A 23,409-nucleotide genomic window follows, 5' to 3' on the forward strand; every position below is an offset into this window, starting at 1 on the left:
TTTGAATTTTTCCCTTTACATAGCCAAACGCTACCTTAGAAGCGCCAGTAAAAATAATGCCATCAACATTATCAACTGGATTGCCACGATAGGAATTATTGTGGGAAGTATGGCGATGTTTGTTATTATGTCCGTCTTTAGCGGCTTGGTCGATTTCAGCCTTTCGTTTACGAATTCGGTTGATCCGGATTTGAAAGTTTTGCCCTTGACGGGAAAATCATTCCTTATTTCGCCCGAACAAGAAAGCCAGCTTAAAGGCTTGAAAGACATCGCTTTTTACAGCAAAGTTGCCGAAGAACAATTGCTTTTTATGTTTGATGGCAAACAGCAAGTGGCCAATTTGAAAGGGGTTGACAGTGTTTTTACAAAAGTCAGCACGATTAAAGAAGGTGCTTTCAGTGGCGATTGGATTGAACCAGGAACGGTTCAAGTTGTGGTTGGCGGAATCATTGCCCAAAAATTATCGATGGGTTTGATGGATTTCAACAATCCGTTTGAGGTTTTTGTTCCCATAGCCGGAAAAGGCGACATCAACCGACTGGAAGATGCTTTCAGGAAAGAGGCCTTGGTGCCAATTGGCGTTTATTCGGTAAACGAAGAAATCGATGCAAAATATGTTTTTTGCGATTTGCCTTTGATTCAGGAGTTATTAAACTTCCAGAAAAACCAGATTACGGGTTTAGAATTAAAACTGAAACCCGAAGTTAATGAAGCAAATGTAGTTGCCGAACTTCAAAAGATTCTAGGTAGTAATGTGATCATTAAGAACAGAGCCCAACTCAACGATTCGCTTTATAAAATGCTAAACACCGAAAATATAGCCGTTTATTTAATCTTTACACTAGTGATTATCGTGGTGCTTTTCAACTTGATTGGAGCTTTAATCATGATGATTTTGGAGAAAAAAGGGAACCTCAAAACACTTTACAATCTCGGAACCGAAATCAAGGATTTACGAAAGATATTTCTACTCCAAGGAACTTTGTTATGTGTAGTTGGTGGATTGATAGGTGTTGTTTTAGGATTGATCATCGTGTTTTTGCAACAGCAATTTCAACTCATCATGATTACCGATTCGCTCGCTTATCCTGTGAAAATCACCATAATGAATATTTTTTTAGTTCTTGGAACGGTTATCGTTTTAGGATTTATAGCTTCGTTGATTGCTTCAAGCAGAGTCAGTAAAAAATTAATGGAGTAAAATAGAAAAAAGAGGCAAGAGAAAAGACTTTTAAAAACTATTAAGGAATTAAGTTTCATTAAGCGTTAAAAAACTTAATTTTTCTTAATTCCTTAATGGTTCAAAAATTAAAATAAAAAAGAGGCAAAAAGAAAAACGTAAAAATCTTTTCTCTTGCCTCTTTTTTCTATTTTCTAAAAGAGATTATTTCTCGATAGCAAATCTTCTAGCTACTTCCGTCCAGTTAATTACACTGAAAAAAGCTTCAATATAATCCGGTCTTCTGTTTTGATAGTTCAAGTAGTAAGCGTGTTCCCAAACATCCATTCCTAAAATTGGAGTTCCACCACAACCTACTTCTGGCATCAATGGATTGTCTTGGTTTGGCGTTCCGCAAACGTCTAATTTTCCACCTTTGTGCACACAAAGCCAAGCCCATCCAGACCCAAATTGAGTAGCACCAGCTTTAGCAAACTTCGCTTTAAACTCTTCAAAACTCCCAAAAGAATTTTCAATAGCATCAAGCAAATCGCCTGTTGGAAGTCCGCCGCCATTTGGCGACATCACTGTCCAAAACAAATTATGATTGTAAAAACCACCACCGTTATTTCTCACAGCAGCATTCTTTTTGTCAAGATTAATCAAGATATTTTCAATCGTCAAACCCTCCAATTCCGTTCCGTCAATTGCAGCGTTCAAGTTGGTTGTGTAAGCATTATGATGTTTTGTATGGTGAATTTCCATAGTTCGTGCATCAATATGGGGTTCCAATGCATCATAAGCATACGGTAATTTTGGTAATTCAAAAGCCATAGTATCGTGTTTTAAATGATTTATAAATAATTAAAATCAAAATTAAACATTTAACTTTGGAAAAGGAAATACTATTTTGTTATAATTGTATTAACAAAAATAATAATACCGTAATTTTTTAGAAGCTCATCCTGCTTTTCATTACAATCTTTTTTGTCAATGGCTTTTTTTGCAAGCCACAAAAGGAGCTTCCGTTGGTCGCTCTTTTGCAGCAGCAAAAAATAGCCATTGCCTAAAAAAGGATTTCCATTTCAATCAGGGCTAGGGTGAAAGTGCTAAAATTCAACATCGGTTCCTAACAGGTTTTCAAAACCTGTTAGGTATTGTAATGATTCAAACACAAAAAAATAAACTAAATTCAATATCAAAGAAAAAATCAGTGCTAATCTGTGACCCGAGACCGAAGGTCGAATAGACGAAGAAAATCAGTAACAAAAAAACAAAAATGAAAAGACACTCCTTTGCAATATACGACGCTTCTGCAGGTTCCGGAAAAACCTATGCACTTGTAAAAGAGTACCTCAAGATCATCCTTTCCGCCAAGCAAAATGATGCGTATCGGAACATTCTCGCCATCACTTTTACCAACAAGGCCGTTCACGAAATGAAATCTCGGATTGTGACCAACTTGTCCGAGTTTGCAAAAGACAATCCCACAGAAAAGTCAGCCGATTTGATGCAGGAAATTGCAATTGAAATCAATCTTTCGTTATCGGAAATCAAACAAAAATCAAAAAGTATCATCAAGCACATCATTCACAATTATGCCGCTTTTGATATTTCCACGATTGATAAATTTACCCACAAAGTCATCCGGGCTTTTGCACACGATTTGAATCTTCCAGTGACTTTCGAAGTCACGCTTGATACTGAAAACCTCTTGATAGAAGCCGTCGATGCCTTGATTGCACAAGCCGGAGAAGACGAAACGCTCACAAAACTTCTAGTCGATTTCACGATGGAAAAAACCGACGATGATAAAAGTTGGGATATTTCACGCGAAATCCTTGAAACAGGAAGATTGATTTTGAATGAAAACAATCGGGAAGAAATCACGCATTTTCACGACAAGACGATTACGGAGTTTTTAGAAATCAAGAAAAAAATCCAAGAAGCCTGTAAAATATTAGGAGATGAATGTGTAGAAGGCGGAACGAATATTTTGAATTTAATCGATTCGAACGGAATCGATCATAAATCATTTTCAAGAGAAACATTTCCCAATCATATCAAAAGCATCAAGGAAAACAGATTCAATCCTAAAAACAAGATGTTTCATGAAGTGGAAGATATTGCGATTAACAAAACCGCAAAAGATAGAGCGATTATCGAAGGCATAATCCCAGAACTGCTTTCGAGTTTAAGCAAGATTTATGAAAACTATCAGAAGATTGGTTTTTATACTGCTTTCCTGAAAAACATAACGCCTTTATCGTTGCTGAACACAGTAAGTAACGAATTATCCAGAATCCAAAAGGAACAAAACATACTTTCGATTGCTGAATTCAATGCTATCATTCACAACGAAATTCAGAACCAGCCCGCTCCGTTTATCTACGAAAGATTAGGCGAACGTTACAAAAATTTTTTTATCGATGAATTTCAGGATACTTCGGAAATGCAATGGCAAAACTTGATTCCACTAATCGATAATGCACTTTCGAGCGAAGATTTGCAAGGCGAAAGAGGTTCGCTGATGATTGTTGGCGATCCAAAACAATCCATTTACCGCTGGCGTGGCGGAAAAGCCGAACAGTTTATCGAGTTGAGCAAGGACTTGAATCCGTTTAATAATCCTGACAAACATTTGGTGCATCTGGATAAAAATTACCGCAGTTATTCTCAAATTATTGATTTTAATAATGGATTTTTCAAGATGCTTTCGGGCGAATTTGAAAATGCAGATTATAAAGATTTGTATGAAAACCACAGTCATCAAAAAAGCAATGATAAAGCGGGAGGCTACGTCAACATTTCCTTTATACCGAAAGTAGAAACTTCGGAAGGTGATGAAGAGGCATTGGATAAAACAGAATTATATGTTTTGGCTACTTTAAATACCATTAAAAAAGTCCAAAGTCAAGGTTTTGAATACCGCGACATCGTAATTCTAACCCGAAAAAGAGGTCAAGGAATTGCAGTTGCGAATTACTTGACAGAACAAAACATTCCGCTACTTTCATCGGAAACGTTGATGATTGCAAATGCTACCGAAGTCCGGTTGATTATTAGTTTTTTGAGGTATTTGAAAAACAGCAATGATTTGGAATCGAAAGCGAATTTCCTGCAATACATCGCCAGAATGATTCAAAACGAAATGCCAGTTCACGATTTTATCGCAAAAGGAATGGAGCTCAAAAATGAAACAGAGTTTGAGCAATGGTTGGTTATTTTTTCAACTGATGCTTCGGGATTGCTTTCGTTTCAAGACATCCGGAAAAAATCTTTGTATGAAGCGGTAGAAATTATCATCTCGAAATTTATTAGTCCTAAAAAAAATAACGCTTACATTCAATATTTCTTAGACATCGTTTTGGAAAGAGATATCAGGAATCAAGCAGGAATTTCGGACTTTTTGAACTATTGGGATAAGAATTCAGAGAAGTTCAGTATTCCATCTCCAGAAGGTGATAATGCTGTGAGAATTATGACCATTCATAAATCGAAAGGATTGGAGTTTCCGGTTGTCATCATGCCTTTTGCGGAAGAAGATTACAGTCGAGCTCCAAGAAATAAATTATGGTTGGATGCGAATCAGGACGATTTCGGACTTCCAAAAGTGTTGATCGACAATAGCAGTGCCGTTGAAGGCTATGGCGAAGATGCTTCGGTGGTTTATAATGCCAAAAAGCAAGAGGAATTGCTGGACAATGTCAATGTTTTATATGTTGCACTAACAAGAGCCGAAGAACAGTTGTATATTATTTCAGGGATGAATTTATCTGCAAAAGGAGAAATCCCGAAAAACAATATGGGGACTTTTTTCATCAATTATTTGGAACAATATGCTGATTTTAATGTCGATACATTCGAATATGAATTCGGAAATCCAATAAAATTATCTGCTGAAAGCAAGACGGTTGAAAAGCCTAAAAATATTGAATTGGTGCAACAAGCTCTGAATCCGAAAAATATAAAAATTGCACAGCGAGAAGCCTTAATGTGGGGAACTCATCAGCAAAAAGCAATTGAGTATGGAAATGTTTTGCATGAGATCTTATCCTTTATAAAAACAAAAAATGATGTGCAACTTGCCATTCAAAAAGCCATTGAAAACGGATTGATTACGATAAGCCAAGAAGAAATTGTAAGGCAAACAATCGATGAAATTGTGAACCATAACGACCTTGAAATTTATTTTTCAGAAGGAAATAAAATTCTCAACGAGCAAACCATCATTCAAAAAGAAGGACAAATCGTGAAACCCGATAGAATGGTTTTGACAAAAAACAATGAGGTCTTATTATTGGATTATAAAACGGGAATTCACAATCGAAAATACCAGTTGCAATTGGAAAATTATGAATCGGCAATTGAGAAAATGGGTTATACTGTTTCAAAAAAAGCTTTGATTTATATAGGAGAAGCAATCAATATAGTAAATTTGTAGCAAAGTAATTAGGGAAAAGCCAAAAGGCACGAGTGAACCCTGAACCATAAACCCATAACCTTATATCTTTAAAATGTACGGAAAAATACAACAACACCTGCAAAATGAATTAAAAACCATTGAAGACAATGGGATTTTCAAGAAAGAAAGAATCATCACTTCGCCACAAGGAGCTGAAATCACGATCTCTACTGGAGAAACAGTCTTAAATTTTTGTGCCAATAATTATTTGGGATTATCTTCTCATCCAGAAGTGGTTCAGGCAGCAAAAGATGCTTTGGATACTCACGGTTTCGGAATGTCGTCAGTTCGTTTTATTTGCGGAACTCAGGATATTCACAAAACGTTGGAGCAAAAAATCGCTGAATTCTACGGAACGGAGGACACAATCCTTTATGCTGCCGCTTTTGATGCAAATGGGGGAGTTTTTGAGCCGTTATTAGGAGAAGAAGATGCTATTATATCAGATAGTTTGAACCATGCATCTATTATTGATGGTGTTCGTTTGTGCAAAGCTTCCCGTTACCGTTATGAAAACAGTAATATGGAAGATTTGGAACAGCAATTAATCAAAGCTAATGAAGCTGGAGCTCGTTTTAAAATTATTGTAACGGATGGCGTTTTCTCTATGGACGGAGTTGTAGCTCCACTTGACCAAATCTGTGACCTTGCTGATAAATATGATGCTATGGTTATGGTGGATGAATGCCATGCTGCAGGATTTATTGGTGCAACTGGAAAAGGAACACTTGAAGCAAAAGGTGTTATGGGAAGAGTTGACATCATCACTGGAACCCTAGGAAAAGCCCTTGGTGGTGCAATGGGAGGATATACAACGGGAAAAAAAGAAATTATAGAATTGCTTCGTCAACGTTCAAGACCTTATTTATTTTCGAATTCTTTGGCTCCCGCGATTGTTGGAGCTTCAATCAAGGTTTTTGAATTGTTGAAAAAGGATACTTCCTTAAGAGATAAATTGGAATGGAATACCAATTATTTTAAAGAGGGAATGAAAAAAGCAGGTTTTGATATTATCGATGGGGACTCTGCAATCGTTCCTGTAATGCTTTATGATGCAAAATTGTCTCAAACAATGGCGAATGAACTGCTAAAAAAAGGTATTTATGTAATAGGATTTTTCTTCCCAGTAGTACCAAAAGAAAAAGCAAGAATTAGAGTACAGCTTTCAGCAGCACATACGAAAGAACACCTAGACCAAGCAATTAGTGCATTTATTGAAGTTGGAATAGCATTAAAAGTAATAACTAACTAATTTTTTATCTAAAAATTATGTTATTTTTTTAACATTTTCTTTTGTGATTAGAATTTATCGCATTACTTTTGTCCTAATAACTTTTGTAACTAAAAAAATCAAGTATGAAACATCTTAACAAAATTTTTGCTGCTGCATTGATGGTTTTCGGACTAAGTTCGCAAGCACAAGATAGCGACAACCCATGGGCTATCTCCTTTGGAGTTAACGCAGTAGATACTCAAGCAAGTGCCACAAGAGATGGTGACTTTGCAGACCGTTTTAACAAACCTTTTAAAGTAAAAGATAACTGGAACATTCTTCCTTCTGTATCTTACTTAACAGTAAGTAGAAGCGTTGGAGATAATTTCTCTGTTGGAATTACTGGATCTGTAAACAAAATCGACAAATTTGTAACTCAGTCAACTGAGAGTTCAGATTACATCGTTACAAATCCTGGTGATTTAACTTATTATGGATTAGACGGTATCATCAGATACAGTTTTATGAATCTTATTGGTTCTAAAGTAATTGACCCTTCTGCACATATTGGTGGAGGTTATACTTGGTTAGGAGATTACAGTGCAGGTACTGTAAATGGAGGCTTAGGTTTAACTTTCTGGTTTAATGATAACGTTGGTTTGTCTTGGCAAACTTCTTACAAGAAATCATTTTCTGACACTCGTGAAGAAGTTCCTACTCATGTACAACACTTAGCAGGTCTTACTTTCAAATTTGGAGGTAAAGACACTGACGGAGATGGAGTATATGACAAAGATGATGCATGTCCAGAAGTTGCAGGCCCAAAAGAATTAAATGGATGTCCTGATACTGATGGAGATACAATTCTTGATAAAGATGATGCTTGTCCAGAAATTGCTGGTCTAGTTGAATTTCAAGGTTGTCCTGATACTGACGGAGACGGAATTGCTGATAAAGATGATGCTTGTCCAGAAGTTGCTGGTTTGAAATCATTCCAAGGTTGTCCTGATACTGACGGAGACGGAGTTCAAGATAAAAATGACAAATGTCCTACTGTTGCAGGACCAAAAGAAAATGGTGGTTGTCCATGGCCAGATACTGACGGAGACGGAGTACTTGACAAAGATGACAAATGTCCTTCTGTTAAAGGTACTGTAGCAAACAATGGTTGCCCAGAAATCTCTGAAGAGCAAATCACTAAATTGAATGCTTACGCTAAAACGATCTTGTTCAACAGTGGAAAATCTACTTTCAAACAAGAAACTTTCGCAGTACTTCAGTCAATCACAGCTATCTTGAAAGAATATCCTTCTTCTAAATTTAGCATCGAAGGTCACACAGATAGCGATGGTAAAGATGCAATGAACCAAAAATTATCTGAAGATAGAGCTGGTGCAGTTAAAAACTACCTAATCGAAAACGGAATTGCTTCTGACAGATTAACTTCTACAGGTTTCGGAGAAAGCAAACCAATCGATACTAACAAAACAGCTAAAGGAAAAGCTAACAACAGAAGAGTTGAAGTGAAATTGGTAAAATAATTTCTTCCTTTTAAATAATTAAGAAACGCCTCGATTTATCGGGGCGTTTTTTTTATTTTTATAAAATGACAAATGCTACTTTTTTAGATAAGATTGCCGAAACCATAATTGATAATTACCAACAGAATTTATCAGATCTGATCGTGGTATTACCTAACAAAAGAGCAAAGGTTTTCTTAATTGAAGCATTAAAAAATAAAGTAGAGAATACTATTTTTTCGCCTCAAATAATTAGTATCGAAGAATTTGTACAGGAAATTGCAAGTATTCGTTCCATTGATAGTATCGAGCTCCTATTTGAATTCTATGAAGTATATCTGTCTGTTACAGATAAACTACATCAGCAAACCTTTGAGCTTTTTGCCAATTGGGCAAAGACTTTACTTCAAGACTTTAACGAAATAGACCGTTATCTTTTAGATCCAAAGCATGTTTTGTCTTACCTAAAGGATATTGATGACATTAAAAAATGGGGTATTGAAGTTGAAAACAAAACCACTTTACTCGAAAATTATATCGATTTCTGGAAACTCCTTCCCAACTACTACGAATCGCTTTATAATCATTTGCTCAATAAAGGAATTGGTTATCAAGGCTTGATTTATCGTCAGGCTGTTGAAAACCTAAATCATTTTTCTAATTCAACAGGTGATAATCAATTTTTATTTGCGGGATTTAATGCTTTGAATGCTTCCGAAGAAAAGATCGTGCAACATTTAATTGCTTCCGATTCTGCTAAAATTTATTGGGATGTTGATGCGGTTTTCTTGAATGACCATTTCCAGGATGCCGGATTATTTGTGAGAAGATTCAAGGATGGCTGGAAACATTATAAGACAAACCCTTTTGAATGGATTGTAAACGACTTCTCGCAATCGAAGAATATCAAGATTATTGGTACTCCAAAAACAATCGGTCAAGCCAAAATAGCGGGAAGTATCATCGAACAATTAATTGATGAAGATGCAGTTTCAATGAATAAAACAGCACTTGTTTTGGGAGAAGAAAATCTCCTCGTTCCACTTTTATATTCGTTACCTTCAACTGTGGGAGCCTTGAACATTACGATGGGATATTCTGGAAAAAATAACCCAGCCCAAATCTTGATTGCCAAGTTGTTCAAGATGCATACCAATGCACTTTCCAGAAGTGGCGACAGTTATGTGTTTTATTACAAGGATGTCTTGGATATTTTGACACACCCGCTAGTGGAACCCTATGCAAGAACATCAAAGTTGGTTGCTATAATCAATCAGAATAATTACACCTTTATTACCCATAAAAAAGTAAACGAACTCAACGAAAATCCAACCGAATTATTTCTTTTATTATTTCAGAAATGGGAAAATGGATCTGTTACGGTACTTGAAACATTATCTAATTTATTGCTAATCATAAAGTCGAATCTGAGCAATGACAATGAGGAAGAAAAGATTACAAAAGCTTTTGTCTATTCGATTTTTAAAGTCATCAATAAATTAATTAATTATTATTCCCAACATCATCATATTGACAAGATTGAAACCTTGCATGCCATCTACAAGCAAATAATTGACCTTGCTGAGGTTTCGTTTGAAGGTGAACCCTTGAATGGATTGCAGATTATGGGAGTCCTGGAAAGCCGTGTGCTCGATTTTGAGACCGTAATTATAACCTCGATGAACGAAGGCAAGTTTCCGGCTGGAAAATCACAAAATTCATTTATTCCTTATGATGTAAAACGAGAATTGGGACTGCCTACTTTTAAAGAAAAGGATGCCATTTATACCTATCACTTTTATCATTTGCTACAACGGGCCAAGAACATTTACCTGCTTTACAATACCGAGAGCGAGGGTCTTGATGGTGGAGAAAAAAGCCGTTTCATTACCCAACTTGAGGTCGAGAAACAACCCAATCATACCATAACGCATGAAATCCGTAACAGCGAAGTTCCGCTAATTGCGTATGAACCCATTGTGATCCCAAAGTCGGGAAGCGTGATGCAAAGGTTGAGAGAAATAGCTGAAAAAGGTTTTTCCCCATCGGCATTGACCAGTTATATCCGAAACCCGATACAATTTTATTTCCAGAAAATTTTACGCATTAGCGAAGTAGAAGAAGTAGAAGAAAATATAGCTTTGAATACTTTAGGGACGATTATTCACGGAACACTTGAAGCTTTATATCTGCCCTTAATTGGAAAGTTCCTTACCGTTGAAGATATTAAAAACTGCATCAAATTGATTGACGAAGAAGTCTTAAAGCAGTTTAAATTGGTTTATAAGGAAGGCGAAATCAAGAAAGGACGAAACCTTCTTGCCTTTGAAGTTGCCAAACGGAATGTCTATAACTTCCTCAAACTCGAACTCCAAGAGATAGAAAATGGCGATGCAGTAAAGATTATCGCATTGGAGAAAACCTATGAAAGAGTTTTAGAACATCCAAGTTTGCCTTTTCCGGTTTTAATCAAAGGAAATGTAGACAGGATTGAATCCCGAAATGGAAAAATTCGAATTATTGATTATAAAACAGGAAAGGTAGAAGCTCGAGATGTTGCTTTAAAACAATGGAATAAACTGACTTCAGACATAAAATCAGATAAGATTATCCAGGTTTTGGCTTATGCTTTTATGTATGAGCTACAACTTCAAGGACAAGAAATGGAGGTTGGAATTATTTCTTTTAAGAACTTGAAAGCAGGTTTTATGCCTTTCAAGTTTAAAATCGATAAGGAGGAAATTTCGACAATCAATCAAGAAATTTCGGGTAATTATATTGAAGAGTTGGTGGTCCTTTTAAACGAAATATTAGATGTGAATGTTCCTTTTGAAGAAAGGATTTAAGCTATATGCTTTTAAAAAACCCCAATAAACTTTTCTTCAAATCATCCCTGTTTTCAATGTGGCTCATGTGTCCGTCTGGAAAAGTGAGGAGTTTTACTTCAGTATTTTCAATCTGTTCGATGCTTTCTTCGTAATTTAAAACAGGATCGTTTTTTCCCAAAACTAACAAGATAGGAAATTGAGCAAAATGCAAAATAACTTCACGGTCCTTGCGGATTTTCATTCCTTCAAGCGATGCAACAATTCCCTGCAAAGGTGTTTTTAAAGCTTCGGTTTTTACATTTTCAATTTCAGATTCTAATTTTTCACGATTATTTTCTGAAAATAAATTGGCAATTGAAAGTCGAACAAAGTTGTTGTAATTTTGTTTTACGGCTTTGATGGCTCTGTCGCGATTGGTTTTTCGTTCATCAGAATCGGCTCTGGAAGTAGAATTTAAAAGCACTAATCCTTTAACGTTATCGGCATACAGTTCGGCGAAAGCCAAAGCCACATAACCGCCCATCGAATGTCCCACAAAAACCGCTTTTCTGATTTTTAATTCTGATAAAACGGCATGAACCACATCGGCATTGTCTTCCATAGAATGCACATATCCCATTGGTTCTGTGTTTCCGTGACCTAATAAATCAATGGTAATGGCGCGGTATTTTTGGGTAAGTTCTGGAATGAAATAATCCCACATCTTGCTGTTTTCCAAAAACCCATGTAACAAAACAACTGCAGTTCCTTTGCCAGAATCTGTGAAAGAAATTTTTGTGTTTTTGTAGATTATTTGTTTCAAGGAAGATGTTTTTATAGTACAAAAGTATAATTTATTATTTCATCAGATACATTTTTTTGCCACAGATTAAAGGATTTTCCGGATTAAAAATTATTCTGATTTTATAAATCTTTGTTTCAAAAAAAACGGCTCGCTTTCGCAAACCGTTTCATAAATCAAAAATCTTAAATTAAGAATTCATCAACCCCTCAATTTCCTCTACCTCAATCGGGATATTTCGCATCAGGTTAAACGGTTCTCCGGATTCTTGAACGACAACATTGTCTTCCAATCTAATTCCGAAACCTTCGGCAGGAATGTAAATTCCAGGCTCTACCGTGAATACCATATTGGCTTGCATTGGCTCGTGAAGCAAACCATAATCATGCGTGTCAAGTCCCATGTGGTGAGAAGTTCCGTGCATAAAATATTTTTTATAGGCTGGCCAATCTGGATTTTCGTTCTGTACATCGGCTTTGTCAATAAGACCCAAACCTAATAATTCAGAAGTCATTAATTTACCCACTTCTAGATGATATTGTTTCCAAAGTGTTCCTGGAACAAGCATTTTTGTAGCTTCGTTTTTCACTCTCAAAACCGCATTGTAAACTGCTTTTTGTCGGTCAGAATATCTTCCTGAAACTGGAATCGTTCTCGATAAATCGCTTGAATAATTGGCATATTCAGCAGCGACATCTAGTAAAATCAAGTCTCCCGCTTTGCATTGCTGGTTGTTTTCGATATAATGCAAAACGTTGGCATTATTTCCAGAAGCAATTATTGGAGTGTATGCAAAACCTTTTGAGCGGTTGCGAACAAATTCGTGGATCAATTCGGCCTCGATTTCATATTCCGTCACATTTGGTTTTACGAATGACAATAATCTTCTGAAACCTTTTTCGGTAATATTACAAGCATTCTGAATCAAATCAAGTTCTTCACTTTCTTTTACCGAACGTAAACGTTGCAAGATTGGGTTTGATTTTTCTACTTTATGAGCCGGATAGTTCTCCTTCCACCATTTTACAAAACGAGCTTCACGTGTTTCAGTTTCAATAGATGCACGATAATGTTCGTTTGTATTGATGTAAATCGTTTCAGAATAGGCCATGATTTCCTTTAATGTTTTATGGAAATCCTGCAACCAAATCACGGTTTTCACACCCGAAACTTCAAAAGCACGTTCTTTTGTTAGCTTTTCACCTTCCCAAATCGCGATGTGTTCGTTGGTTTCTTTAAGGAAAAGAATCTCTTTCAAATTTTCATAAGGAGCATCTGGAAAAAGCAACAAGATACTTTCTTCTTGGTCAACTCCGCTCAAATAAAAGATGTCGCGGTGTTGTGCAAACGGCAAAGTGCTATCGGCCGAAACCGGATAAATATCGTTAGAATTAAAAATTGCAACGCTGTTTGGCTTCATTTGAGCCGTAAACTTTTGACGATTTTTTATAAATAAGTTACGGTCAATTTGATGGTATTTCATAATATAAAACTTTGATAATTGTGTATATCAAAATTAGGGAAAGATTAGTTGTAACAAGTAGCCAAATGGCGTTATTTTATATTTTTTCGGATACGGCTCATGTGCCTTGAAGAAATTCCGAGAAAGGAAGAAAGGTAGTGAAGAGGCACTTCCTGAAGCAGTTTAGGTTCGGTAGACAATAATTTATGGTAACGTTCTTCTGGTGAAAGTGTCAGCAAATCAATACGATAATCATCAATAAGACAAAGCTGTTTTTCAATCAGATTATAATAGAATTGATGGAAAGCTTCATTATTTTCAATCAAATTTTTGAAGGTTTTCAAATCCACAATCCATAATCCACAATCGGATATGGCCTTGATATTTTTTCGTGAAGGCTTGTTGAATAGAAAGCTGTTCAAGGAGCTGGTAACAGAATTTCGAAGTGCCAAATAAGTGGTTTTTTCCTCGTCATCCACCATAATAGAATGTTGCAGGATGCCACTTTCTACATAGCAGAAATAGTGGCAAACTTCGCCTTCCTTAACAAAGAAATCATTCTTTTTGAGCGATAAAAAGGTAAACGCGTCTTTGGATTTTTCCAAAAGCTTACTAAAGGAATCGTCAACAGGATTGGCAAACTCTGTCAGGTAGTCTAAAAAATTCGTAGGTTTTGCCACTGCTTTCATAAGGACAAAATTACCTAAAAATTTCAAACGAAAGAGGTGTTACTCCACCCATTTATAATATCTGGCACCAATCAGATTCGGGATTTCTTTTTCAATCCTATCTAAAACCCATTCTTGTTTTGGTTGCAGGACAGATGTTTTTAATTCCTTTTTATGCAGTTTTTCATAGGTTTCAAAATCAATTTCAATACTTTTTTTCAAGGTTTCAAAGAGTTTTACTTTGGCTACAGCCAATTTCCAGTCGAGCATAACAACACCTTCAAACACCTTTGATTTTGAACCTGAACCATAGGCTAGAAAGCCAATCTTTTTGCCTTCGAGTTCACTATTTTTCTCCGAAGCATTGGCCAAAGTCGAAAGCAATCCCATAAAAATTGAACCGGTATATAAATTTCCAATCAAGGAAGAAGCAAGTTCTGCGGGTTGTAGTTTTTTAGAAACAAATGCTTTGTAGGCATCGGTTTTACTTAGCTCTTTTAATTTATTCTGATATTCCACAGCATCTTCATCGCCCGAAAGTATTTTTTTATGGGCATCCAAGGCATAAATTTCGGGAAGCATTCTTCGGCCCTGAAACGCATAGGGAAGGTGCATGATGATATTTTCCCAGTAATGGTAGAGTGAATCTTCGGTGTTTTTTAAATCCTTCAACGAAAAATAAGCATCTCTAGTTCTGTCGGTATAGCATTGGTTGGAATATTGACCGTCAAAAACAGGCTGGTCCTTGTGGATTTCAATTTCGCTTTCCAAATTTTCAAACCAAGGTTCGTTGCTGGAACTTCCTGTAATTTCTTCTTTTGCGACATGACGATACGGTTTAAAAAAGTCAAAAACACCTTTTGTGCTAACGGTCCATTGATTATCAAAAGCAATAATTCTCGGGTTGGAACTAATCAGCATTGCCAAAGCTCCAGCACCTTGGGTATATTCTCCGGTTGAATTCAAGTCATATTTTGCAATATCGGTAGTGACAACAATCGCTTTTTTATCAGGGTATAATCGAACGAAATCGAGACAATTTTGCAACGCATCAACACCACCAATGCAAGCGAAAGTAAAATCGACAGCATCACATTCGGCAAGTATGTTTTCGCCAAATTTTTGTTCCATCAAGGCAATTAAAAACGAGGCGATTGGTTTAGAATTGTCAATTCCGCTTTCGGTACCGACATAGATTCTGGAAATTTCGCTCAAGTCGATGTCGTTTTCGAGAATGAGTTTCGTCAAGGCATTGGCACCTAAAACCACCGTGTCCTGATGCACATCCGGCAAGGTCATATTGATTAAGCCCAAACCTTTTTCGAGTTTTTCGGGTTCAATATTTCGGGCTTTCGCCAAAGTTTGAATGGATAAATATATTTTGGAAACATCAAAAGCTAGGGCATCAATTCCTGTTCTCATTTTGGATTTTTTTTTCGGATGCTAAAATTAGGACTATCAAGCTAAAAAACATCCTTTTTAATTTAGAAATAACGCCAGATTTTCATTTTTATTGAATTTAGAAAAAAGTATATTCTAAATTATGAAATCCATAATTTTAGTTGGGCAAGCTCTTTATTTATATTAATTTAGCACGACTTTAAAACATTTGAAATGAACTATATTGTCTCCCTATTCGCTTTCGTACTTTCGTTAAATGCTGTTGCACAAGACAAACCAGCTTACCAGATTTTTGATATAAACGGAAAGAAAAGTTCCTATTCTAAAATGTTGCAAAAAGCCGAAAATTCTGAAGTGGTTTTGTTTGGAGAACATCACGATAATTCCATCATTCACTGGTTGCAACTGGAACTTACAAAAGATTTGGCAGAGAAAAAGCAACTGGTTTTAGGTGCCGAAATGATTGAAGCTGATAATCAAAAGCAGTTGGACCAATATCTGAAAGATGAAATCAATCAGAAGGCCTTTGACACTTTGGCCCGGCTTTGGAACAATCATAAAACAGATTATAAGCCTTTGGTGGATTTTGCAAAAGAGAAAAAATTCAATTTCATTGCTACAAATGTTCCAAGACGTTATGCAAGTTTGGTGTATAAACAAGGTTTTGAAGCGTTGGATAAATTATCTGCGGAAGAGAAATCATGGATAGCTCCGTTTCCTATTGCCTATGATAAAAATCTTCCAGGTTATGTGAAGATGCTCGAAATGATGGGTGATCACGCTAATGAAAATCTTCCGAAAGCACAAGCTATCAAAGATGCAACGATGGGATATTTTATATTACAAAATTTAAAATCAAATTCGGTTTTTGTGCATTACAACGGAACCTATCACAGTGATAATTTTGATGGAATAAATTGGTATTTGAAAAAAGTACAACCTGCTCTAAAAATCATGACCATTGCCACTGTTTCGCAAAAAGAAGTTTCAGAATTGGAAAATGAAAACCTGAAATTAGCTGATTTTATCATTGTTGTAGATGAAGATGTGACTAAAACGTACTAATTTAAAAATATTTTTTCAGCAATTTAAAACCTCGATTTGGCAGATTTTTTTCGGCATTAAAAGTTTAATTTCAAATTAATTATGCAGAATAAAATTTTACCTCTGATTTACTGCAAACTATAAACACTTTATACTGATTATAAATAAGTCGAAAAGGTTGTAGTTATTTTGAATATGCGTTATTTTTGTGTACTTTTTTAAACACACAAACAACTCTTATGGCAAAATCTGCAATCTTAAAGTCATCTCTAGCAAAAAAGTACTGGATGGCTCTAACGGGTTTATTTTTATGCTTGTTTTTAGCGGGCCACTTGGCCGGAAACTTACAGCTTATTTTCGGAAATGCATTACAATTCAACCAGTATGCATTGTTTATGACCACCAATCCGGCGGTTAAATTATTATCTTATGTTACCTATATTTCAATTCTTTTTCATGCAATTGATGGTATTTTGCTAACGGTTCAAAACCAAAGAGCACGACCAATCAAGTATGCGAAGGAAAATGCTTCGGCTAATTCAGCTTGGGCTTCAAGAAACATGGCGGTTTTAGGAACATTGATTTTGGTTTTTATCGTGACACACATGGTAAATTTTTGGGCAAAGATGCATTTTGATGCAAACATGCCTTTGCAAACCATAATGATTGACACTGGAGGAGGTAAACAAGAACTTTATTTGACAACAGATGGAGATTATTTGCCAAAGGTTCGAGTAGAGCAAAAACTGGTTACCATCAAGAATAGAACTGAGTTTTATGACACGGGAGCCGATGTAAAAATTAAGGATGGTTATAAAGATCTACACAAAATTACGTTTGCCTTTTTTCAAGATGCAAAATACGGTTTGATTGCCACAATTGCTTATGTAATTGCAATGTTCGTTTTAGCATTTCACTTGCTGCACGGATTTGCAAGTGCCTTCCAATCTTTAGGTGCTAACAATCCAAAATACAACGGACTAATAAGAAGTTTCGGAAAAGGTTTTGCTATCATAGTGCCACTTTTATTCGCGATTATTCCAGTTTACATTCACTTTTTTGCTAAATAATATAGTATACAAATCATGAGTTTAGATTCAAAAATTCCTGCAGGTCCAATTTCGGACAAATGGACAGATTATAAAAATCATATTAATTTAGTGAACCCAGCTAACAAACGTAATATTGATATTATCGTTGTTGGAACGGGACTTGCTGGTGGTTCTGCCGCTGCAACTTTAGCTGAATTAGGTTATAACGTAAAAGCATTTTGCTTTCAAGATTCACCAAGAAGAGCTCACTCGATTGCAGCTCAAGGTGGTATCAATGCTGCAAAAAACTATCAAGGAGATGGAGATTCAACTTTCCGTTTGTTTTATGATACAGTGAAAGGTGGTGACTACCGTGCTCGTGAAGCAAATGTTCACCGTCTAGCGGAAGTTTCAGCTAATATCATCGACCAATGTGTGGCACAAGGTGTTCCGTTGGCTCGTGAATATGGCGGACTTTTGGACAACCGTTCTTTTGGAGGAACTCTAGTTTCTAGAACATTCTATGCAAAAGGGCAAACAGGACAACAATTATTATTAGGAGCTTATTCTGCAATGAACCGTCAAATCGGTCGTGGAAAAATCAAAATGCACAACCGTCACGAAATGCTAGATTTAGTTATCGTAAACGGAAAAGCTAGAGGAATTATCGCTCGTAATTTGGTTACTGGAGAAATTGAAAGACATTCAGCTCACGCGGTTGTCATTGCTTCTGGAGGATACGGAAACGTATTTTTCCTTTCTACAAATGCAATGGGAAGTAACGCGACTGCAGCTTGGAAAATACATAAAAAAGGGGCGTTTTTTGCAAATCCTTGTTACACACAAATTCACCCAACTTGTATTCCAGTTTCAGGAGATCACCAGTCAAAATTGACTTTGATGTCGGAATCGTTGAGAAATGACGGTAGAATCTGGGTTCCAAAATCATTGGAAGATGCAAAAGCCATCCGTGAAGGAAAAAAGAAACCAACGGATTTATCTGAAGCAGAAAGAGATTACTACTTGGAAAGAAGATATCCATCTTTTGGAAACTTGGTACCACGTGATATCGCTTCTCGTGCTGCAAAAGAAAGATGTGATGCAGGTTTTGGTGTAAATAAGACAGGAGAAGCTGTTTATTTGGACTTTGCTGCAGCAATCGAAAGATACGGAAAAGACCAAGCCAGAATAAAGCATTTGGACGAAAATGACATGAAACTGGTGAAGAAATTAGGAACTGAAGTAGTGGCTAATAAATATGGTAACTTGTTCCAAATGTATGAGAAAATCGTTGATGAGAATCCATATGAAACTCCGATGATGATTTACCCAGCAGTTCACTATACAATGGGTGGAACTTGGGTTGATTATAATTTGATGACGACTATTCCAGGTTGTTTCTCAATTGGAGAATCTAATTTCTCTGATCACGGAGCGAACCGTTTGGGAGCTTCAGCTTTGATGCAAGGTTTGGCTGATGGATATTTCGTATTACCTTACACAATCGGAGATTATTTGGCTCCAGATATCAAGACAGGAAAAATTTCTACAGATTTGCCAGAATTCGTAGAAGCTGAAAATAATGTTAGAGAACAATTGAACAAGTTCATCAACAATAACGGAACACATTCTGTTGACCATTTCCATAAGAAATTAGGTAAAATTATGTGGGACAAAGTAGGTATGGCTCGAAATGCAAAAGGCTTGACCGAAGCAATCGATGAAATTGCTGCTTTGCGTGAGGAATTCTACAGAGATGTAAAAGTGCCTGGAACTTTGGACAGCTTTAACCAAGAATTGGAAAAAGCAATGCGTGTTGCTGATTTCCTTGAATTAGGAGAGCTTTTTGCAAAAGACGCTTTGCATAGAAATGAATCTTGTGGAGGACACTTTCGTGAGGAGTACCAAACACCAGAAGGAGAAGCACAGCGTGATGATGAGAATTTTGCTTACGTTGCCGCTTGGGAATACAAAGGAAAACCTAGCGAAGCTGTATTGCACAAGGAGCCTTTGGTTTTTGATAACGTGAAATTGGTTCAAAGAAGTTACAAATAAGATATAAGTTCGGGTGTACCGATTACTTAATTCTCAATACTGAAAATTATGAAACTTACATTAAAAATATGGCGTCAGAAAAACGCTAAAGAAACAGGAAAAATCGTTGAATATCCAATAGACAATGTTTCTCCAGATATGTCTTTCTTAGAAATGCTTGACGTTTTGAACGAAGGCTTAATTAATAAAGGAGATGATCCTGTTGCATTTGATCACGATTGTCGCGAAGGAATCTGTGGGATGTGTTCGCTTTTCATTAATGGAGAAGCTCATGGTCCAGATAGAGGCGTTACAACTTGTCAATTGCACATGAGAATGTTTAAGGATGGCGACACGATCTTTATCGAGCCTTTCCGTGCAAAAGCATTCCCTGTGATCAAAGATTTGGTTGTGGATAGAAGTTCTTTCGATAGAATTCAACACGCTGGAGGATTTATTTCGGTAAACACTTCTGGAAACACAATCGATGCCAATACAATTCCAATCAACAAGCACGATGCTGACCGTTCTTTTGACGCTGCAACTTGTATTGGTTGTGGAGCTTGTGTAGCCACTTGTAAAAACTCATCAGCAATGTTGTTTGTTTCTGCAAAAGTATCGCAGTTCGCCTTATTGCCACAAGGAAAAGTTGAAGCAGCCGACAGGGTTTTAAACATGGTAAACCAAATGGATGCCGAAGGTTTTGGAAACTGTACCAATACAGGAGCTTGCGAAGTAGAGTGTCCGAAAGGGATTTCGCTTGAAAATATTGCTAGAATGAATAGAGAATATTTGGTGGCAAGTATCAAATAAGCCAAAAGAGAATAGCCATAAGGCAAAAGTAAAAACGCATCTGAATCAACAGATGCGTTTTTTATTTTAAGTTACCCAGATAAAGATTTAAACTCTGCTTGAGCTGGTCCCTCAGTTACATAATAAGATTTTCCTATATTTGAAAAGCAAATACAATACAATGAAATATTTTTCCCTCCTATTATTCATTTCAACTTTCACTTTCGCTCAAAATTACCAGCAACACGTCAATCCATTTATAGGAACGGGTGGTCACGGACACACTTTTCCAGGAGCAACAGTTCCCTTCGGTATGGTGCAGCTTTCGCCAGATACCAGAATCGACGGCAGTTGGGATGGCTGTTCAGGTTATCATTATTCGGATAATGTGATTTATGGATTTTCGCATACCCATTTGAATGGAACAGGAGTTTCTGATTTTGGAGATATTATGCTGATGCCAACAATGGGAAAACCTTCATTGCACAAAAACGATTATTCCTCGAAATTTTCTCATACAAATGAAAAGGCTTCCGCTGGATTTTATGCCGTAAAGTTAGACGACGATAATATTGATGTCCGGCTCACGGCTTCAACCCGAGTTGGTTTTCATGAATATACTTTTAATAATTCTGGTCAAGCAAATATCATAATCGACCTGAACCATAGAGATAAGTTGTTGCAAGGAGACGTGAAAATCATTAACGATAAAACAATTGAAGTGTTAAGAAGGAGCGAAGCTTGGGCAAAAGATCAATACGTTTATGCCCGAATAGAGTTCAGTAAGCCGATGAAAATTTCAAAAGCAACGAGCAATAAATTGACGTCATCTCAATTTTCTGATAAATTCTTGGCTTTGAGTTTTTCCAAACAAGTTAAAAAAGGAGAGAAGATTATGGTAAAAGTTGCTCTTTCTCCCACAGGATATATTGGTGCCGAATTGAATATGTCCGAAATCAAGCATTGGGATTTCAACAAGACAAAAAAAGACGCAGAAGCACTTTGGAACAAGGAATTATCAAAAATAGAAGTCACATCAGCAGATAAAGAAAAGCTCTCGATTTTCTACACGGCCTTATACCACACCATGATGCAACCGAATATTGCCCAGGATCTGGACGGAAAATACCGCGGTCGCGACAATCAAATTCATACAGCAAAAGGCTTCGATTATTACTCGGTTTTTTCGCTTTGGGATACGTTTCGAGCTGCTCATCCGCTTTATACTTTGATTGATAAGAAACGAACGTCCGATTTTATCAATACGTTTTTGATGCAATATGAACAAGGCGGACGATTGCCGGTTTGGGAATTGGCTTCCAATGAAACGGATTGTATGATTGGCTATCATTCGGTTTCGGTCATGGCCGATGCTATGGCAAAAGGTATTGAAGGTTTTGATTATGAAAAATGTTTTGAAGCCGCCAAACATTCTGCAATGTTAGATCATCTCGGTTTAGATGCTTACAAAAAGAATGGTTTTATCAGTATTGATGATGAACACGAGAGCGTTTCTAAAACCGTTGAATATGCCTATGACGATTGGTGTATAGCCCAAATGGCAAGCATTTTAAACAAAAAAGAAGACTACGACTATTTTATGAAACGTTCCCAAAACTGGAAGAATCTCTTCGATTGGGAAACCGGTTTTATTCGTCCCAAAAAGAATGGTGGTTGGTCAACACCTTTTGACCCGAGGGAAGTGAACAATAATTTTACCGAAGGAAATGCTTGGCATTATACTTTTTTCGTTCCACAAGATATTCCCGGAATGATTGAAGCCTATGGCGGAAATGAAAAATTCGAAGCCAAACTCGATGAAATGTTCAATGCCGATAGCAAAACCACAGGAAGAGAACAAGTCGATGTGACAGGTTTGATGGGACAATATGCTCAAGGAAACGAACCAAGCCATCACATGGCCTATTTGTATAATTATGTTGGAAAACCAGAAAAGACAACCGAAAAAGTACATTATATTTTAAATGAGTTCTATAAAAATGCTCCTGACGGCTTGATTGGAAACGAGGATTGCGGACAAATGAGTGCTTGGTATGTGTTGAGTTCGATGGGGATTTATGCTGTGACACCGGGGAAACCGGTATGGGAAACAACTATTCCAAGTTTTGAAAAAATTAAAGTAAATTTTGAAAACCATACTTCGAAAACGATATTAAAAACTTCGGAAGCATTTGATTTGGTTTATTTTGATTCTGATAATGAAGATTATGATGAAGTTGCTATTGTCGGCATGCTAGATTCAGATATAGAAAAAATTATTCCAGTTCCCGTATTTACAGATGAGAGCAAGTCGTTTAAAGACAAATTGAAAATTGAAATTATTTCGCAAAATCCAAATGATGAAATTTTCTATATGTTTAAAACTGCCAGTCCAGGTAAGACAGCTTGGATGAAATACACAAATCCATTAGACATTTCACAATCTGAAAAAATTCAAGCGTATGTGAAAAGTGAAGGAAAAAGTAGTAAAGCTGTTTCTGCCACTTTCTTCAAAAAACCAAACGATTACACCATCGACATCAAATCAAAATACAACCGACAATATCATGCAGGTGGTCCCGAAGGTTTGATTGATGGAATCCACGGGGCAAAAAACTGGCAAAAAGGCGAATGGCAAGGCTATCAATCTCAGGATTTTGAAGCAGTTGTCGATTTGCAGAAAGCTCAAAAAATCAATTCCATAAGCTCAACTTATTTGCAGGATTCCCGTTCTTGGATTTTGCTTCCGCAAAAGGTGGAATACTATGTTTCTAATGATAATATTCATTTTCAGCTGATGAAAACGGTAGAAAGCACCCTCGATTGGAAGTACAATGATACTGCAATTGTAGATTATAAAATCGATTTGGAAAACATAACTGCACGATATGTAAAAGTCAAAGCCTATAATTTTGGCAAGCTTCCCGAAGGACATCAAGGCTTTGGAAGCGATGCTTTTATTTTTATTGATGAAATAACTATTGAGTAAATAGGCAAAAGGTAATAGCCAA

At 36.5% G+C, this 23,409-nt stretch carries 15 protein-coding genes; 10 read left to right on the forward strand and 5 right to left on the reverse strand.

Features of this window, described 5'->3' with window-relative positions; genetic code table 11:
- Nucleotide 1 precedes the first annotated feature (1 nt).
- Nucleotides 2-1,201 carry an ABC transporter permease gene (locus G508_RS0114625; RefSeq protein ID WP_026706020.1) on the forward strand — a complete coding sequence of 400 codons (1,200 nt, stop codon included), beginning with the start codon at nucleotides 2-4 and terminating at the stop codon, nucleotides 1,199-1,201.
- 183 nt (nucleotides 1,202-1,384) lie between these two features.
- On the opposite strand, the gene G508_RS0114630 is transcribed toward G508_RS0114625, so the two are convergent.
- A complete protein-coding gene (locus tag G508_RS0114630) occupies nucleotides 1,385-1,993 on the reverse strand; it encodes a superoxide dismutase (RefSeq protein ID WP_026706021.1) in 609 nt (202 codons plus the stop codon).
- Nucleotides 1,994-2,438: 445 nt separating this feature from the next.
- Between G508_RS0114630 and G508_RS0114640 the strand changes: the two genes are divergently transcribed.
- From G508_RS0114640 to G508_RS0114655, 4 genes are all read left to right on the forward strand, one after another.
- Complete coding sequence (locus tag G508_RS0114640; protein ID WP_026706022.1) at nucleotides 2,439-5,603, forward strand: UvrD-helicase domain-containing protein; 3,165 nt, start codon at nucleotides 2,439-2,441, stop codon at nucleotides 5,601-5,603.
- A gap of 73 nt (nucleotides 5,604-5,676) precedes the next feature.
- Nucleotides 5,677-6,876: a glycine C-acetyltransferase gene (gene kbl, locus G508_RS0114645; RefSeq protein ID WP_026706023.1), complete on the forward strand. Its 1,200-nt coding sequence runs from the start codon at nucleotides 5,677-5,679 to the stop codon at nucleotides 6,874-6,876.
- 104 nt (nucleotides 6,877-6,980) lie between these two features.
- Nucleotides 6,981-8,378, forward strand: coding sequence for an OmpA family protein (locus G508_RS0114650; protein WP_026706024.1), 1,398 nt, complete (start codon nucleotides 6,981-6,983; stop codon nucleotides 8,376-8,378).
- Nucleotides 8,379-8,443: 65 nt separating this feature from the next.
- Nucleotides 8,444-11,203 carry a PD-(D/E)XK nuclease family protein gene (locus tag G508_RS0114655; protein ID WP_026706025.1) on the forward strand — a complete coding sequence of 920 codons (2,760 nt, stop codon included), beginning with the start codon at nucleotides 8,444-8,446 and terminating at the stop codon, nucleotides 11,201-11,203.
- Between the two features lies 1 nt (nucleotide 11,204).
- Here G508_RS0114655 and G508_RS0114660 read toward each other — a convergent pair whose 3' ends face one another.
- The 4 genes from G508_RS0114660 to G508_RS0114675 all read right to left on the reverse strand — a co-directional run bounded on the left by G508_RS0114660 (nucleotide 11,205) and on the right by G508_RS0114675 (nucleotide 15,518).
- A complete protein-coding gene (locus G508_RS0114660; RefSeq protein ID WP_026706026.1) occupies nucleotides 11,205-11,987 on the reverse strand; it encodes an alpha/beta fold hydrolase in 783 nt (260 codons plus the stop codon).
- A 169-nt stretch (nucleotides 11,988-12,156) separates the two neighbouring features.
- Complete coding sequence (locus tag G508_RS0114665; protein ID WP_026706027.1) at nucleotides 12,157-13,449, reverse strand: aminopeptidase P family protein; 1,293 nt, start codon at nucleotides 13,447-13,449, stop codon at nucleotides 12,157-12,159.
- Nucleotides 13,450-13,520: 71 nt separating this feature from the next.
- Nucleotides 13,521-14,117: a Crp/Fnr family transcriptional regulator gene (locus tag G508_RS19120; protein WP_084625999.1), complete on the reverse strand. Its 597-nt coding sequence runs from the start codon at nucleotides 14,115-14,117 to the stop codon at nucleotides 13,521-13,523.
- A 39-nt stretch (nucleotides 14,118-14,156) separates the two neighbouring features.
- Nucleotides 14,157-15,518, reverse strand: a complete 1,362-nt coding sequence (locus G508_RS0114675; protein WP_026706028.1) for a hydroxymethylglutaryl-CoA synthase family protein — start codon at nucleotides 15,516-15,518, stop codon at nucleotides 14,157-14,159.
- 192 nt (nucleotides 15,519-15,710) lie between these two features.
- Here G508_RS0114675 and G508_RS0114680 point away from each other — a divergent pair, with 192 nt between their 5' ends.
- The 5 genes from G508_RS0114680 to G508_RS0114700 all read left to right on the forward strand — a co-directional run bounded on the left by G508_RS0114680 (nucleotide 15,711) and on the right by G508_RS0114700 (nucleotide 23,387).
- Nucleotides 15,711-16,562 (forward strand): ChaN family lipoprotein, encoded by an 852-nt coding sequence (locus G508_RS0114680; protein WP_026706029.1) that lies wholly within the window; start codon nucleotides 15,711-15,713, stop codon nucleotides 16,560-16,562.
- A 218-nt stretch (nucleotides 16,563-16,780) separates the two neighbouring features.
- The gene (locus tag G508_RS0114685) at nucleotides 16,781-17,611 is read left to right on the forward strand and encodes a succinate dehydrogenase cytochrome b subunit (RefSeq protein WP_026706030.1); all 831 of its coding nucleotides are present in this window, start codon (nucleotides 16,781-16,783) and stop codon (nucleotides 17,609-17,611) included.
- Between the two features lie 15 nt (nucleotides 17,612-17,626).
- Nucleotides 17,627-19,627 (forward strand): fumarate reductase/succinate dehydrogenase flavoprotein subunit, encoded by a 2,001-nt coding sequence (locus G508_RS0114690; protein WP_026706031.1) that lies wholly within the window; start codon nucleotides 17,627-17,629, stop codon nucleotides 19,625-19,627.
- A 48-nt stretch (nucleotides 19,628-19,675) separates the two neighbouring features.
- A complete protein-coding gene (locus tag G508_RS0114695; protein ID WP_026706032.1) occupies nucleotides 19,676-20,419 on the forward strand; it encodes a succinate dehydrogenase/fumarate reductase iron-sulfur subunit in 744 nt (247 codons plus the stop codon).
- 160 nt (nucleotides 20,420-20,579) lie between these two features.
- The gene (locus G508_RS0114700) at nucleotides 20,580-23,387 is read left to right on the forward strand and encodes a GH92 family glycosyl hydrolase (protein WP_026706033.1); all 2,808 of its coding nucleotides are present in this window, start codon (nucleotides 20,580-20,582) and stop codon (nucleotides 23,385-23,387) included.
- Nucleotides 23,388-23,409: the final 22 nt, after the last annotated feature.

The organism is Flavobacterium soli DSM 19725 (assembly GCF_000422705.1).
Lineage (GTDB): Bacteria > Bacteroidota > Bacteroidia > Flavobacteriales > Flavobacteriaceae > Flavobacterium > Flavobacterium soli.